Source organism: Kitasatospora sp. NPDC059827 (assembly GCF_042731675.1).
GTDB lineage: Bacteria > Actinomycetota > Actinomycetes > Streptomycetales > Streptomycetaceae > Kitasatospora.
Genome location: NZ_JBHWIV010000089.1, coordinates 1 through 16119 on the forward strand (window position 1 = coordinate 1; position 16119 = coordinate 16119).

At 70.8% G+C, this 16119-nt stretch carries 10 protein-coding genes and 1 pseudogene; 8 read left to right on the forward strand and 3 right to left on the reverse strand.

Annotated features, from left to right (window positions below; genetic code table 11):
- Positions 1 to 664: 664 nt before the first annotated feature.
- Both ACFV8H_RS34735 and ACFV8H_RS34740 read left to right on the forward strand, forming a co-directional pair.
- Complete coding sequence (locus ACFV8H_RS34735) at positions 665 to 1060, forward strand: hypothetical protein (RefSeq protein WP_380407864.1); 396 nt, start codon at positions 665 to 667, stop codon at positions 1058 to 1060.
- A 33-nt stretch (positions 1061 to 1093) separates the two neighbouring features.
- Positions 1094 to 1783 carry a hypothetical protein gene (locus tag ACFV8H_RS34740; protein ID WP_380407866.1) on the forward strand — a complete coding sequence of 230 codons (690 nt, stop codon included), beginning with the start codon at positions 1094 to 1096 and terminating at the stop codon, positions 1781 to 1783.
- A gap of 78 nt (positions 1784 to 1861) precedes the next feature.
- On the opposite strand, the gene ACFV8H_RS34745 is transcribed toward ACFV8H_RS34740, so the two are convergent.
- Entirely contained in the window at positions 1862 to 3022 is a 1161-nt protein-coding gene (locus ACFV8H_RS34745) for a mechanosensitive ion channel family protein (RefSeq protein ID WP_380407868.1), read from the reverse strand.
- Between the two features lie 538 nt (positions 3023 to 3560).
- Between ACFV8H_RS34745 and ACFV8H_RS34750 the strand changes: the two genes are divergently transcribed.
- Entirely contained in the window at positions 3561 to 4205 is a 645-nt protein-coding gene (locus tag ACFV8H_RS34750) for an HNH endonuclease (RefSeq protein WP_375888265.1), read from the forward strand.
- A 95-nt stretch (positions 4206 to 4300) separates the two neighbouring features.
- On the opposite strand, the gene ACFV8H_RS34755 is transcribed toward ACFV8H_RS34750, so the two are convergent.
- Both ACFV8H_RS34755 and ACFV8H_RS34760 read right to left on the reverse strand, forming a co-directional pair.
- Complete coding sequence (locus ACFV8H_RS34755; RefSeq protein WP_380407870.1) at positions 4301 to 8257, reverse strand: beta-N-acetylglucosaminidase domain-containing protein; 3957 nt, start codon at positions 8255 to 8257, stop codon at positions 4301 to 4303.
- A 209-nt stretch (positions 8258 to 8466) separates the two neighbouring features.
- Positions 8467 to 11577, reverse strand: coding sequence for a ricin-type beta-trefoil lectin domain protein (locus tag ACFV8H_RS34760; protein WP_380407872.1), 3111 nt, complete (start codon positions 11575 to 11577; stop codon positions 8467 to 8469).
- 119 nt (positions 11578 to 11696) lie between these two features.
- Between ACFV8H_RS34760 and ACFV8H_RS34765 the strand changes: the two are divergent.
- From ACFV8H_RS34765 to ACFV8H_RS34785, 5 genes and pseudogenes are all read left to right on the forward strand, one after another.
- Positions 11697 to 12203: pseudogene (locus tag ACFV8H_RS34765) on the forward strand (hypothetical protein); the annotation flags it as partial.
- Positions 12204 to 12205: 2 nt separating this feature from the next.
- Positions 12206 to 12739: a hypothetical protein gene (locus ACFV8H_RS34770; RefSeq protein ID WP_380407874.1), complete on the forward strand. Its 534-nt coding sequence runs from the start codon at positions 12206 to 12208 to the stop codon at positions 12737 to 12739.
- Positions 12740 to 13481: 742 nt separating this feature from the next.
- Positions 13482 to 14729, forward strand: a complete 1248-nt coding sequence (locus ACFV8H_RS34775; RefSeq protein WP_380407876.1) for a helix-turn-helix domain-containing protein — start codon at positions 13482 to 13484, stop codon at positions 14727 to 14729.
- 194 nt (positions 14730 to 14923) lie between these two features.
- A complete protein-coding gene (locus ACFV8H_RS34780) occupies positions 14924 to 15271 on the forward strand; it encodes a hypothetical protein (RefSeq protein WP_380407878.1) in 348 nt (115 codons plus the stop codon).
- Positions 15271 to 15522: a hypothetical protein gene (locus ACFV8H_RS34785; protein ID WP_380407880.1), complete on the forward strand. Its 252-nt coding sequence runs from the start codon at positions 15271 to 15273 to the stop codon at positions 15520 to 15522. Before ACFV8H_RS34780 ends, ACFV8H_RS34785 begins: the two co-directional genes overlap by 1 nt.
- Positions 15523 to 16119 lie beyond the last annotated feature (597 nt).

Here is a 16119-nt window from a genome sequence, read left to right on the forward strand (position 1 = left end):
GGAAGTCGGCCAGGCCGACTTCCTGCGCAACAAATGAGAAGGGCGTGGGGTAATTCGGCCCCACCTGTCAGGCCCGTGCGAGATCATTCTCTGCACCTTTTGTTTCGGCCTCCAATCTGGAAGGGAATGTGCTATTTCCCTCTCGCTTGATGATGTCGGTTCGGGATTGCGAGTTTGTTATTTCTGGTGTCGTCCCCTGGTGCGCCGGGGGCGGCATCCGCAGTGATGGACGGCCCGGTGGGCAGCGGCCGGGCCGTCTTGGTCAGAAAAAAGCAGTGATCAGCGGAAACCGAAGCCGCCTCGTCGCCGCCCCGGCGTGGCCGATGCGGTGACGGCAGCGTCCGGCCCCTGCATGGGAAGTCGGCCAGGCCGACTTCCCATGCAGGGGGGTGGGAAGGGCGTGGGGCCAATCAAGTTCCTTCGCCGTTCCGCCACGATCGTGATCGCGGCGGAACGGGGTGCGATGCAGGGAGGGCAGGGAAACGGATGAGGACGGCGGGCCCGCGTCGTTGGACGCCGAGCCCGCCCAGGCAGTCGGCGCCCCATCACCTACCCCGCTGCACGGGGAGCCGACCCGGCGCTCCCATACGTCGTCACATTCTCCGACAAGGCGTGCCGCCACATTCCGCCGAACACGGTCAGCGGGCAGCCGTCCGCCCTCTTCTTGGCGGAGAACCTGCTGCACGAAGGTGTGCACCAGTCGATCAGCTTCCATGTCCTCCAGCATCGGGTGTTCGCCGACGGGTACTCGTCCAAGACTTCTCCCAAGATCGAGATCAAGTGGCGGGCCGGGCAGGGAGAGGGGCGCAACCAGTACTGGGAGATCGGCAGGGCCTTCCACGCGACCTGCGTGTACAACCAGCTGCTGCGGTTCCGCCGGACCGAGCTGCGCCGCGACGATCTGACGCCCACTGAGCGAGCGAGCTTCCGGAGCACCTACGAGGAGGGCCTGCCGGCCGTCCGCTGCCTCATGCGTGAACTCGAACTCCTGCGTGAGCACTTCTCCCTGTGCGGGGTGGAGCTGCTGGTCGACCTGCGCCACCAGGCCGACCAGTTGTAGTACCACGGTGGAAATCGAATGACGGAGGGGCAAGTGCTTGATCACCTCATCACTCACGACGACAACCTGCGGATGGTCCCCACCGACCGGAACGAGCTGACCGCCGCCATCGCCCAACTCGACGAGGAACTCCGGGCCTTGCCCGAGGAGAGTGACCCCGCGCGTGCTCGGGTCCTGACCAGATGGATCGGCATCGGGCAGATGTGCCTGGGCCACCACGGCGAGGCCCGCGCGTTGCTCCGGCAGTCGCTCGACCTGGCCACGGCGATCGGCAACACCCGGGCCGTCGTCGCCACCGGGCTCAACCTCGCCGACGCACACCGCTACGCCGGTGACGTCCAGACGGCGGACGCGCTCTACCGCAGCGCACTGAACACCGCGCGAGACCGGCACCCGGAGCTCGTCGACTTCGCGCTCCAGCACACCGGCAAGCACCTCATGGAGCGCGGCGACCTCGCGGATGCCCGGGCCCATCTCCAAGAGGCGCTGCGGCTGCGGATCGCCAAGGAGGACGCCGGGCTGATCGGGTCCACACAGGCCGCACTCGACCGGGTCGGGCTGCTGATCGGCCGGCCCGACGCATCGACGGCAGGCGGCGCGGCGCCGCGCGAGTGGAGTCCTCATCCCGCGCCTCGCCCGCCGTGTCCAGGCCGCGTGCACGGCGAGGGCGCGGTCCGCGACCGTCTATCTGGAGCACGGCGTGCCCTGCCCGTAGGTCCATGACCTCCCGCCCCGAGGGGAAGCGGAGAGCCCCGCTCCCCACCTCGAAGGGGGAGCGGGGCTCTGTGTACCGCCGAACCGTTACGGCTTGGTGAGCGTCGGGTCGTCTGTCGGGGGCTTCGGCTGGGGGATGGGCTCGGTGGCGCGGTAGCGGGGGGAGGTGGGGTCGGAGAGGGCGGAGGGCGGGGAGGGCTCCGCGGCGGTGATCGAGACGCCGGTGGCGACGGCGGCGGCCTCCTCCTTGACCTTGATCCCGGCCAGGTCGAACGTCGTCTTGAGGCGCTGGCGCAGTGCCCGGGAGATCAGGGGGGCCTTGCCCGGGGCCGTGCGGGCCTCGATCCGGACCACCACCGAGTCGGCCGCCACCGACTCCACGCCGAGGATCGAGACCGGCGCCCAGACCAGTTCGTCGTACGGCGCCTCCTTGGACAGTGCCTCGGCGGTCTCCTGGATGAGGTCCTCGACCCGCTGGAGGTCCTCCTTGTACCCGACCTGCACGTCCACCGAGGCGGTCGCCCAGCCCTGGCTCATGTTGGCGATCCGCTTCACCTCGCCGTTGCGGATGTACCAGATCTCGCCGTTGGCCCCGCGCAGCTTGGTGACCCGCAGGCCGACCTCCAGCACGGTGCCGGTGGCCACCCCGGTGTCGATCTCGTCGCCGACGCCGTACTGGTCCTCCATGATCATGAAGACCCCGGAGAGGAAGTCCGTGACCAGGTTGCGGGCGCCGAAACCGATCGCCACACCGGCCACACCGGCGCTCGCCAGCAGCGGCGCCAGGTTCATCCCGAGCGCGGAGAGCACCATCAGCGCGGCCGTGCCCAGGATGGTGAAGGAGGCCAGGCTGCGCAGCACCGAGCCGATCGCCTCCGAGCGCTGCTGCCGCCGCTCCGGGTTGACCACCCCGTGGTTGGCCAGCAGCCCGCCGAACCGGCTCTCCTCCCGGTGCTGGTCGTGGCTGCGCGTCATCCGCGCTATCAGCTGGGTGACCAGCTTGTTCACCACGGCCCGTAGCACCAGGGCCAGCACGATGATGAGGACGATCCGGAGGCCGCCGGCCAGCCAGCTCTGCCAGTGGGTGTCGAACCAGCTGGCCGCCTGCTTGGTGGTGTCGGTGACCTCCTGCGCGCTGGTGGGGATGCGCAGGTCCGGCAGTTGCGGTGTGGTGGCGGAGGGGGCCGGCGTCGGGGTGGAGAGCGTCGAGGACGCGTCGGTCGGACCGGTGGCGCCGGAGCGGAACACGTGCGGGACCTTCCTTGCTGGGGGCGTGACCCGGTCCCGCGCCGCACGAGCGGCCCGCGGACCGTACGCGCCAGCCTATCCGGCACCGAACACCGGCCCGGACACACCGGCGGGCGTGCGGCCCGTCCCGGACGCCCCGTCAACGCCCCGGTGCGCTCCCCGGCCCGCGAGGCCCGCACCGCCCCGGCACCGTCCCCCCACCACCTCTGCACCACCGGTCCCACCACCCCCGAACGGCCGCGCCCCCGCCCGCCGTACGGCCCCCGGCGCTGCTCCGACCGGCCGAGCCGCACCCCCCGGCGCTCCGCCGCGCCGGGCCCGGCGGCGCGGGGGTGCAAGTGGACCTTCCCCAGGGCATACCGGGTACTACGGGGTATGACGGAGACCACACCCGGAGTTCACGTCAGGTCCGTTACACAGGAGTGGTGGCGCCGTACGAAGGCGTAAGGCGACACTGGGGGAGATCACGCACTCGTTGCGCGATCCAACCGCTCGTCCCGGCGCGAGCCACGCGCCGCAGGCGTCCAAGGAGGCATCCGTGCCGCATGTCCTGGTCCTCAACGCGTCCTACGAGCCACTCGGCGTCGTATCGATGCGCCGCGCACTCATCCTGGTCCTCAACCACAAGGCGGTCAGCCTGGAGGACTCGGGAGTCACTCTGCACAGCGCCACCAGCGCCCTTCCGGCGCCGTCCGTCGTCCGCCTGACCCGCTTCGTGCGGGTCCCGTTCTGCGGGCCCGTCCCGCTCACCCGCCGGGCGCTGTTCGCCCGGGACCACGGCCGCTGCGTCTACTGCGGGGCCGCCGCAACCAGCGTCGACCACGTCATCCCGCGCAGTCGGGGCGGCCAGCACCGGTGGGACAACGTGGTGGCGGCCTGCCGCCGCTGCAACCACACCAAGGCCGACCGCCACCTGACCGAGCTCGGCTGGCGGATGAAACGCCCGCCCGCACCGCCCAGCGGCCTCGCCTGGCGGATCATCGGCACCGGGATCAAGGACCCGCGCTGGCGGCCCTACCTGGAGCCGTACGGCGGCGGTGACCAACTGCGCGCCCCGCAGTGGGGCGAGTACGAGCACCACGACCATACGGAGCCGAACCACTCCGTCCCGATCGGCCGGGCGCACGTCGCCCACCCCGCCCCCGTCCGCCGCGGCGAGCAGCCCGAACCGCTCTCCGCCTGACCCCAGCACCACAAGGGCCCGCCCGTCATACCGTCGGTACGCGCCTCATGGGCCGCCGCGCCCCCCGCGAAGGGGAGCCCGGCGGCCCGCCGCGTTCACTGCTTGGGCGGCACCGCGGGCGTGCCGGGCTGCGTGCCGGGCTGCGTCCCCGGCTGGCCCGCCGGGGCCACCGGCGGGGTCGGCGGCGGGGTCGGCGGCTGCGGCGGAGCGGCCGGCGCCGTGACGGCGTACAGCTCGATCCCGTACAGCGAGTAGCCGAACTTGGTGGCCCGCGCCACGCCCTGCATCCGCACGTACCGGACGTTCGAGGCGTCGAAGCGCACCGTCTCGTCCCCGCCCTTGCCGTTGTCGACCGTCGCGGCGTCCGTCCAGCTGCTGCCGTCCGAGGAGACCTGGATCTTGTACGAGGAGGCGTACGCGGACTGCCAGTGCAGCGTCGCCGCGCCCAGGTGGACGGCCTGCGGCAGCGCCAGCTGCACCCAGGCGTCGTCCTTGGCCGGCGAGGACCAGCGGGTCTTCGGGTCGCCGTCGGCGACCGCCGCGGCCGGGAAGTTCGGGGTCTCGTCGCCCGAGGAGGAGGCCTGGGAGCCGGGCGCCAGGTCCGGCCCGCCGGTCGGCGGCACCACGTGGACCTGCAGCACCTGCTTCACGGTGGTGCCGCCCGCCACGTAGGACACCGGCACCTGGTACGTCCCGGAGGGCGTGCCCGGTACGGCGGTGACCAGCAGCGGCACGCCCACCCGGCCGCCGCGCGGCACGGTGACCGGCCCGGCCGGGGTGACGGTGAGCCCCTTGGCGGCGGCCGGCACCTCGACCCGCAGTTCGCCGGTGGTGCCCTCGGGGCGGCCGGCCTCCACGGTGGCCTGGGTCCTGGCGGGCGCGGCCGCGCCGGTGACCACGTCCAGGGCCGGGTCGGCGAGGCTCAGCCGGGCCGCCGGGATGTCCGCGTACCAGGGGATGACCTGGTTGACCACCGGCGGGTCGCCGCCGGGCTTCCAGGTGATCCGGAACGCGTCGGCGACCTGCCCGCCGGCCGGCAGCTCGTTGTAGCCGGGCTGGATGACGCCGATGTCCGTCCAGCCGCCGTCGGCGCGGCGCACCGCGACGGTGGCGCTGGCATGCACGGTGGGGTCGGTGAGCACGGTCAGCCGGTCCAGCGGGCGGGCCGCGCCGAGCTCGACGGTGAGCGGCTCGTCCTGCGCGGTGGGCGCCTTGGCGGCGCGGTACGCGGTGTCCGGGTTGCCGTCCAGGACGGCGGCGGCCGAGGAGCCGGGCAGCGCGGCGGGGCCGCCGGTGACGCTGGCCGGGGACTCGTCGGGGGCGGTGACGGTGAACTCGCGCACCGCGACGGCGGTCTTCTGGGCGGCGGTGGCCCGCAGCCGCACGGCCCGCACCACGGTGCCGGGCGGCAGCTGGGCGCTGACCGTCCTCTGGTTCTTCACCACGGAGAGCTGTTGCCAGCCGCCCGCGCCGGTGCTGTACTCCAGCACGCCGTCGCGGATGTAGTCGTCCACGGCGGTGCGGGCGTCGGGGCCGTTGCCCCAGCCGCCCATCAGCACGGTGACGCCGCTGATCGGCCGCCCGGCGCCGAGGTCGACGCCGACGGAGTCGCCGGGCTGCGGGGGAGCGGAGCTCCAGTAGAAGGTGTCGGCCTGGCCGTCGGTCATCAGCGCGGGCAGGTGGTCCTGCGCGGTGCCCATGCTGGTGGTGGGGGTGACCCCGCCGCTGACCACGCCGGACCAGTTGTCGGCGGCGCGCACGGCCCGGTCCAGGAAGGGCGCGAGTACCCCCGCGCCGATGGTCGCCGGGGCCTGGGCGAGCTGGGCGCGCAGCCGGTTGAGCTGCACCCGGGCCTTCCAGGCCGCCGCGCCGTCGCCGCCGTGCTGGGCCAGCAGCATGTCGAGGGCGGCCTGCCCGGCCAGCCCGTAGTCGCGCAGCGGGCCGAGCCAGGGGCCGGCCTCGGCGGCCAGCTGGGCGGTGGCGTCGGTGCCGGCCAGGGTCTGCCGGGCGCCGGCCATGGCGGTGAAGGCGTCCCGCAGCGGGCCCGCGGCCGCTATCAGCTTGGCGAGGTCCGGGGTGGCGCCGGAGGTGGGTTCGGCGTTGGCCCAGAACTGGTCGAGCAGCGGCTGGAGGTAGCCGGACTCCTGCTTGGCCAGCGGGGAGGAGGTGCTGTTGCCGGCCAGCGCCTGGACGGCGGCCAGGGCCGAGCCGGCGGGGGTGGCGCCGGCGCCGGTCGGCCCGGCCAGCGAGCGCACGGCCGCCTGCCAGGAGTCCTCGGGCTTGTAGCCGGTCGGGTTCCAGGCGAAGTCGCCGGCCGTGGCGAGGGCTATCCGGGAGGCCACCGGCTGCTGCATGGCGCCGGTCAGCAGCACCGCGGAGCGGGTCGCCACCTCGGGCTCGCGGCCGGTGTAGGCGCCGAGGAAGAGCCGGTCCGGGCTGGCGTCGTTGACCGGGTAGTTGTCCATGGTGACCAGCGGGTGCCCGTACAGGCTGCCGGTGTCGGAGGCCTGGGCGCCGGTGATCTTCTCCGGGATCGCCCCGCCGCCGCTCCAGGCGACCTGCACGCCGCCGGGCAGCGCGTCGGCCAGGGCCTTGCGGTAGGGCGTGGAGCCCTGCTTGTGGTACTCGGTGGGGACGATCGACAGCGGCGCCAGCCCCGGGTTCCTGGCGACCAGCCGGTCCTGGACCTTCTTGACCAGCGCGGCCTGCGCCTTGGCGGCGGCGGCCGGGCCGCGGCCGTACTCGTCCTGGTCGTCGTCGCAGTGCCACTCGTCGTAGCTGACGTCCAGGAACTGCAGCTGGAACGCGGTGAAGCCGAGCTTGCGCAGCCCGTCCAGCTTGGCAACCAGGGCGTCGACGTCCTTGCCGGAACTGAAGCAGAGGGACTGCCCGGGGTCGATCGCGTAGCCGAGGGTGACGTGGTTCTGCCGGGCCCGGTCGCCGAGTTCGCGCAGCTCGGACTGCTGGTTGGCGGGGTAGGCGTCGCGCCAGCGGCTGAGCCGGAACGGGTCGTCGCCCGGGGCGTAGAGGTAGAAGTTCTGCTTGGAGCGGCCCAGGAAGTCCACCTGGTCGAGCCGCTGCTGGGCGGTCCACGGGGTGCCGTAGAAGGCCTCCGCGGTGCCGCGCACCGGCGCGCCGCTGGGCCAGTCCCGCAGGGTGATCCCGGGCAGGCCGAGCCCGGCCGCGCCCGGCCCCTGGCCCTGACCGGCCGGTACGGCGGCGAGCAGCTGGCGCAGGCTCTGCGCGGCGTAGAAGGTGCCGGTCGCGTCGGCGCCCGCGAGCACCACCGCGCCGTACGTGCCGCCGCCCTGGGCGGGCAGCTGGCCGGCGGACAGCACGTAGCCGCCGGGCGGCATGCCCGCGGTGGACGGCGCGCCGCCGTCCTTGCCGCCGGCCGCGGCCGCGAGCTGGCGCAGCGTCCGGTCGACCTCGCCCTCGGCGCCCTCGGCGGGCCCGCCGATGTACACCACCAGCGAGCCGGCGGCGGGGGTGCCGCCGTCGGCCTGCGGGGTCAGCACGGTGGCCCCGGCGACGGTCAGCACTTCGCGGACGGCGTCCACCGCGCCCCGGTCCACCTTGGGCGCGGTCACCAGCGTCACGGCGGTCGGCACGGTGACGGCCCGTCCGGCGACGGTCTGCTCCTGCGGGTGCGGGAACACCTGGGGGTTCGTCACACTGCCCAGCGGCGTCTGGGGCGCGGTGCTCACCACGTCCGGCCCGGGGCCCGCCGCGTACGCCACCGAGGGCATCGGCCCGGCCAGCAGCCCGCCGACCACCGCCGCGGTCACCACCCCGGCCGCGATCTGCAGGGTCCGCCGCCCCGGCCGCCCGACCGCGCGCTCCGCCCGCACCGACGCCAGCAGCGGCTCCGTCCCCTTGAGATCGGCGATCAGCCGGTCCGCGGTCCGCGGCACCAGCTGACGGCACGTCCGCGCCGTCGCCCGCCGGGCCGCCAACGCCGTCGGATGGTCCAGCACCTCGCGCAACACCGGACTCTGCTCCAACTGCTGACGCAGCCGCCGCCCGGCCACCACGGACACACGGGCTTGCACAGGGGCCTCCTCGCCAGGCCTGGACCACAATGCGAGCAACCCCACCAGCTACCCGAACCGGTGTCAATGTCATCGACTGGTATGACAGATTTGCCCCGATTCATCCACCTGTCGGCCCTGCCCCTGACAACACTTCGGGCCCGCCCCGCCAGGTGGCGGAACGGGCCCGAAGTGCGTGCTCAGGGGTACTGCGGTGTCAGGGCGATGCGTCAGGAACGCGGGGGTGCGGGCAGCGTGGCCGTCCGCAGGTTCGGCACGAACCACTGGTGGTTGGGACCGAGCTGATCGGTCTGGCAGTCCCAGAGCTGGAGCCGGGTGCCGTTTGTTGTCTGCCCGCCGGGGAGGTCGAGGCAGCGGCCGGAGGCCGGGTTGTACAGCGCCTCGTTCGCGAGCGGGATCCACTTCTGTGCGGCGGTGCCGTCACAGGTGCGGTACTCCATCGGCGCGCCGTTGCCCGTACCGGCGTTCGCCGGGGCCATGCACCCGTTCATCACCCGGACGGTGCCGTCGCCGCCCAGAGAGAACTGCTGGGCGCTGCTCCCGTTGCAGTCGTACAGCTGGATCGCCGTCCCGTTGGCGGCCACAGCACCGTTGAGGTCCACGCACTTGTTGCCGTCGACGCGCGAGCGGACGACGCTGGCCGTGCCCGGCGCGCTGGGTGCCACCGCGAACGGGTAGACGGCGGTGGAGCTGATGCTCCCGTCGAAGCTGTCGGTCGGCTTGGACTGGTACTTGTACCGGCCCAGTACGAACGGTCCCGAGGGCGGCGTGCTGGTGCTCGCCCGGTGGTAGCCGGTCGTGGCGAGCACGCCGTCCACGTACAGCGACATGGCGCCGGTGTCCGCGTTGTAGGAGGCGGTGAGCCGGGTCCACACGCCGGGCCGGAAGTAGGCGGAGGCGTTCCTGGTGTCCGTGAAGTCGTACGACCAGGTGTCGTCGTCGCTGACGGAGAGGGCGAACGCCCAGAAGCCGTACTTGGCGTCGGCGTACAGGATGAAGTTGCTGCTGTGCGCGGCGTCCTGGCTGGCGACGATGCCGCCCTTCGGGCCGGTCCTGGCCCAGGTGGAGACCGTGAAGCTCTTGCGGGCGTCCACCACCGGGCGCGACATCGTGACGGTGGAGCCGGCCCCGGGGCTGAAGGCGCCCACGGTGGTGGCACGGCCGTCCACGGTGTCCTGGACCCAACTCACGCCCGCGGCCGTGCCGTCGGCCTTCTTCTGGCCGTCCTTGACGGTGTTGCCGCCGTCGGGCGCGGCCAGCCAGTTGCCGATCGGGCGGTTGAGGTTGCCGAGCACGACCGGCGTGGCCTCCAGACCGGTCACCGTCGGACCGCTGTTGACGTCCGCCGCCTTGGTACCGACGCCGGCCCAGGCCACCAACTGGTTGTTGGTGTCGACGGCCCAGAGGTCCGGGACGCCGTCACCCGTCACGTCGCCGTTGGAGCCGACCTTCGGGTAGAGCTTGGCGTCGACGCCGTTGGCCAGCCAGCCCTTGGTGGGATCGGCGAAGGCCGAGGCGTCGAAGGTGCCCGGGGCGCTGCCCTTGGCCAACTGGTAGGCGTGGACGGTGCCGTCCCACTTCGAACGGCCCCAGACGGTGGGGATGTTGGTGCCCTTGGTCGGGCCGGGGGTGATTACGTCGTAGGAGTCCCAGGCCTGACTCTGGGAGAGCAGGATGTTGGGACCGTCGAGCTGCCCGACACTCGACGACAGCGCCAGCCAGAGCCGACTCTTCTCCACGTACAGCAGGGACGAACGCGGCAGGCCGGCCGTGACCGTTCCCGGGTTCCTCGGGGTGTCGCCCGTGGGGGAACCGAACGCCGCGATCTGGGTCACCGAGGACCAGTCACCGCCGTTTCCGTAGTCCGAGCAGGAGATCGAAGTGCCGTCGGGCAGCCCACAACTGGTGGACTTGGACAGCGGAATGGAGTATTGGCCGTCCAGGTGTGCGGCGTTGGCATCGTTGGCGTAGAGGTAGAGCTCGGCGGCACCAGGAGCATGCGCGACCAGGTCATCCACGTTCCGCTCGGTGAACGAACCCCGGTGGGTGATCTGGGCGGTGCTCCAGTCCTGGTTGCCGGCCGCTCCCGGCGCCGAGGCCGGCTTGGTGTTCGGGGCCGTGTACGGGTCGGCGTTCGCGCCGACCAGGCGGAGCGAGCCGGTGCCGTCCGGTAGCAGGACGTCGGCCTTGCGGTCGCCGTCGACGTCACCCATGACCGGGTCCCCGGCGGCCGGGTTGCTCGGCACGAAGTAGGTGTAGGCGACCGGCTGCGACATGTTGCCGGCGTTGTCCTGGGTCTGCAGGTACAGGAAGTTGGTCCCCCAGTGCCAGGGGGTGTACTTCAACTGGAAGCTGCCGTTGCCGTCCATCTTGACGATGTTGCCGCCGTCGTTGCAGCCCCACCCGGTGGCCGCGGCCTGGATCGGGTCGGTGGTCCAGCGGGCGCAGGCCAGGCCGGAGGAGCGGCCGCCGTTGGCCGGGGCCGGGTCGGTGCCGGTGAGGGTGAAGACGCCCTCCTGGCCGACGAGCTTGGGGTGCCCGCCCAGGGTGCCGGACTCGGGGAAGTCGGTCGAGGTGATGCGGGCGGTCGGCGGGGTGCGGTCGATGCGCAGGAAGCACATCGCGGTGTTGCTGCTGTCGAGCGTGCCGTCGCCGGTGTGGGCGAACCAGCCGTACTGGTGACCGTCGATCAGCGAGCCGACGCTCACGTTCCGGCGGCCCGAACTGGCGGCCCAGCCGGTCTCGTAGATCTTCGACGAGCCGTTGTCGTCGTCGTCCCAGATCTTGAAGGTGGTCCAGAGCTGCTCACCGGTCGGCGACCAGGTGTCGGCGGCCAGGTTGATGTCGGTGTTGATCCCGACCCACCCGGGGTTCTCCCAAGGATTCGTGGTGCCGGGGGTCTGGCACTGGTTGTACGCCGCGTCGCGGGCGAAGCCCGGCGTGGGGCTGGTGCCCGGGCTGCCGACGTGCGGGGCGAAGTCGTAGGTGACGACGATGTGCGGGTTGTTGGCGAACCGCTCGCGGAAGAACTTGTTGCCCTCGTCGTCGGGAGCGAACAGGAAGGTCCAGCCGCCCCAGTGCTCGCGCGCGGCCTGGGCCATCTGGCCGGTGACGTCGTACTCGACGCCGCCCTCGCCCTTGATCCAGTTCGTCAGGACCTTGGAGCAGTTCCCGAGTTCGGGGCAGGGCTGGGCGTTCCAGGTCGTCCACTGGTTGATCGGGTTGCTGGTGCCCGCGCCGGTCGAGTAGAGGCCCATCGGCGACGGGGTCGAGGGGCTGGACGAGGCCGCGACGGTGGCGTAGAGCTTGGCGCTCTGCACGGCCGAGTCCCAGAAGACCGAGTTCAGGCCGACCTGGAAGTACGCCCGCTCCCTGCCCTCCTTCGTGCAGCGGTTGTTGGTGTCGATGTAGCCGCAGTACCCCGCGGCGGGTCGACGCCGGCGACCTCACCCCGGGCGAGAAGCTCCGCCAGCCCGACGGCACCACCCTCACCATCAAGTCCGTCCGCAACTACCCCTACGCCGTCACGACCCACAACCTGACGGTCAGCCAGTTCCACACGTACTATGTGCTTGCGGGGGCTACTCCGGTCCTGGTGCACAACTGCGATACCGTCGATCTCTATCGTGTATCGCCCAGAGATCGAGGCACGAGCGAACTCGACAACGGCGTCCTTCCCGAGAATCATCCGCTTGATTTGGATGAGGGGCTCGATGGGTCTGCATACTTTGGAAACAGGCAGCGAGTCGAAGACTATGCGTCTCAACATCGTGACACGCACGGTCAGGGATTCAGGGTGACTGTTCCGTCCCGATGGTTGAGGGAGAACGACATCGAGCCGATGGAAGATTTTCTCAACGAAGGAGCGGTTGAATATGCCATCCCGAGACACTTGTTCGACGAGTTCAATTCATTCCCGCGCGCTCCATGGAATCCTGGAGTTTAATGATGGATATTTCGAGTGTGCGAGACTATTCGCTCGTTGAGTGTCGAATCACGGGTCACCAGCACTACGGCCTGACGGTTCATACCATTGCGGGCAACCTCCCTGGCTACGTCGATGAATCCGCCATATCGGACGAGGATTTCACCCCGCGAGTCTGCTGGCCGTCTAAAGGTGAGCGGCTGACTTGTGTGGTCCTTGGGCAAGCTGGCGGTGGCAGGCTTCGCTTGAGTTCCCGTCCCCGCGACATTGAACTGGCAAATTCTGTCGTTGATGTGGCGATCACGCTGACCGCGTGGCGACTGGTGCGAGACGATGAGGAAGGTGCGGGACTGGCGGAGTTTTGGCGGTTGCCTGACGTCGTAGCTGTCTTGCGGTGGGCGCTGCGCCGCCCCGCGCACTCGAGAGATCATGCGCGCGCGGTGGAAATTGTCGCCTTGGCGTCGACGGCAATAAAGGATTCACTGCGAGAGGTGCGTCATATCTCCTCCAGTTCAAGAGGCAAAGAATCCGACGCGGACCACCCGAGCCCTGGCTGAGGCGCCCACATGGGCCGTTCTGCGGCTTGACGGCAGTAGGTGACGGCAACGGCGGCGGACACCACTGAGTGTCCGCCGCCGTTGCTGTGCGTGTGTCAAGGATGGTCAAGGATGTAGCCGAGGAGGTCGATGGCGTCGCGCTGGAGACGGAGTCAGACGTGGGACAGGCAGCACGGGGAGTGCTGTTCAGAGTTTCTTTACTGGTTCAAGGCGGCCCGCTGTCGCGGGCCGCGCGCGCTCCGGCCCGGCAGGGCCGCCGCCCGCTCCTGTCTCCGCCCCGCTCAGCGGTGGCCCCACCAGTCCGGGCGCGCATCACCAGCGAGAGCAGCACAGTCCGCAGAGTTCTGCTTCAACCCGTGCCCTCCCTCCGAGGGACCAGGGGCCGAGCACTGGTGCAGCACCGTCGTGGTGAGAGGTCGCAGGTCGCGAGTCGTGCCCCTCGCCCGCCGGTCCCGGAGGCGTACCAGGAACCCCCGGGGGCCGCCAAGGCCGAGCGCCAGCGTCACGGTGTGAGCCTTGGCGGCCCCCGGAGAACCCTGGTCCGGCGAAGCTGCCCGACCGACGAGGGACACGTCCCGCTCAGGCCCGCAGCCTGCCGGAGGCTCCGGCGCCACGCCGTTGCGGTCAACCGCGTGCCCGGTGCTGCGTGTGGCGGTGGGTCACCGTCTCGGGTGGGTATCTGCCCGGAGAGCCCGGTCAGTTCGCCCACCAGGCGTACCGTGGCGCTGGAGGTGGTGAGCTGATGACGATGGAACTCGCGGACAACGTACGGAAGTACCGGCGCCGCGCCGGGATGAGCCAGGAGGAGCTTGCCCACGCGGCGGGCCTGTCCCCGGCGACTGTCCGGAAGGTCGAGCAGGGCGGAACGGTCCGCATGGAGACGCTTCACGCTCTGGCCCGCGCTTTGGGCATCCCCACGGCGGCACTCGTCGCGTCCGACGCACCGGAGCCCGTGGGACGGGCGGAGGAGCCGAACCGGCTCAACCTCATCCAGCTTCGCGCCGCGCTCACCCCGGCGGTGGGGCTTGTGGACCAGGACGCCGAGGCCGTGGGCGAGGAACCGAACCTGCGTGCCTACGGGCGGACGGTTCGGGACGCGCGGGTGCTGTACTTCTCCGACAGCTACAAGAGCGTCGCCGCCCAACTGCCCGGCCTGTTGCGGGACGCCGCGCGAGCCGTCGCCCACTACGACAGCGGCGAAGAGCACCGGCAAGCCCTGCTCGCCCGCGCCGAGGCGTTGCGCCTGGCCGGTACGTACCTCACGCAGGTGAGGCAGTACGACATCGCCTACACGGCCCTGCGAAGCGCCATCACGGACGCCCGGGAAGGCGGGGACCTGCTCGCGGCCGGCTCCGGAGTCGGCTGCATGTGCTGGCTGCTGGTGCGGCAGGGCCGGCTGGAGGAGGCGGAGCGGATCGCCGCCCAGAGCATGGACGTGGTGGAGCCGAAGATCACCGGAGCCGAGCCGGACCACTACGCGGTGTGGGGCGGTCTGGCCATGGAGGCCGCAGCCGCGGCGGCACGCAACAACCGCCCGGACGAGGCCAGGGAGTACCGCAAGGCGGCACGGGTGGCGGCAACCGCCGTCGGCACGGCGCACCGCAACGTCTCCCGCCACTGGTCCGTCTTCGGACCGGTGACCGCCGCCATCAAGGCACTCGAAGACTCCATGGTCGTCGGAGACGCCCGCGCCGTGGTACGCAAGGCGGGTGAAGAGGTCGAGCTGTCGCCGATGGCGTGGAAGCGCCTGGGCAGGCCCAGCACGAACGACGGGAACCGCTTCACCCTGGACATGGCGCGCGCCCACACGCGAACCGGAGACCTGTCGGCGGCCATGGACGAGCTGACCCGCGCTCGTGAGGCCGCCCCCGAGTGGCTGAGGCACCAGAACTCGGCGGCCGAGACCATGCAGGAGATCCTGAGCAAGCGCAAGCGCACCCTGACCAGCGACATGCGCGAGATGGCCGGCTACCTGGGCGTCGTCGGATAGCTGCTACGCAGCGTGGCAGTTCGCGGACCTTGCGTTGCGATCTGCCCTGCTGGGCCCGTGGATTGACGTGTGGTCAGGTCGTTACGGTCGCGGTGTCCTGTTCCAGCGACCGAGGCCGGAGATCCACTGTGGGCATGCCGAGGAGCGACGCGGACCGTCTGCGTCGCAGGGAGTTGCACGAAGCGGCGTCGGGCATGGCGGGACCCCGCCTGCTGCCATGGACCACCGAGGACGGGCGCCCCTGCTACCTGAGCACCGACGGCAAGGGCTACATCTCGACACTCGCCGACGACATCGAAACCGTGCAACTCGGCATGGGTCAGGAGCTGCTGGAGTACGCCCGGGGCATCCTGGCCCCCGGAGCCAAGGCGCAGTCGGCCGTCGAGTACCGCTGGCTCGCCTGCCGGCTGACCGAGGCCCTGTCGGACGCGCTCAGGGTCGCCCAGTCGCGCGGAGAACGCATCCCGGCACCGACGGAGGAGGTGGCCGAGGAGGGTGAACCCGCGAACGCCGGCCCCCTTGAGGGGAACGGGGAAGGCTGATGGGCAAGACCACCCGCTACCGCTTCCGCGAGTACCACGTGACCACCGCGACCGACCCCATGGCCCTGCCGACCTTCAAGGCGCTCTGCGTCACTAGCGAAGAACGGAACTGTGCCGCCTCGTCCGGCGAGATGCACGCCCCTGAGGAACTCACCCGCTGGATCGCCGGCCACTGCGCGCAGACCGGCCACCAGTCGTACGAGCAGACCATGCGCACCGTCGTCCGAGCCGAGCCCGGAGCATGGCAGTAGGATCACGCGCGCGGCCGAAGACAGCACGACTGGGCTATACCTCTGACGGCAGTAGCGACGGCAACAACCACGGACTTCGGCGCACATCCACGGACACCGACGGACCGTCAAATCACCGTTGACCTGCGAAAAAGCAGGTAGGGAGGGGTCGCGTAGCACACGTACTATGTGCTGGCCGGGGCAGCGCCGATTCTTGTGCACAACAGCTGTGGTCCTGGGGAAGATGAAGGAGAGGCTATTGTCCACCTGGCCAACTACCCCGACGGCCGGCAGCATGCCCTGATCACAGTTACTGACAGGGAAGGCACGATTAGCACTCATCAGGATGGATGGCAGGGGAGCCCGCATAATGGTGTGGCACATTTCGAGGTTTCACAATTGCCGCCTATCACGATCAATGTAAGGGTTCCGCTTCCCAGGCCGGGTGGAGCCCGGGCGGCAATTGAGACCGCAATGTTCAAGACGGAGAAAGGATCCTATCCCGCCTATGCCTTGCCGGACCAGGGTTGTATGTCCTACTGTGCGAGGGTTTTGCGGGCGGGTGGTATCAGTGAGATCCCAACACATAATGACGAGGCGCAGGCGTGGCTAATGGCC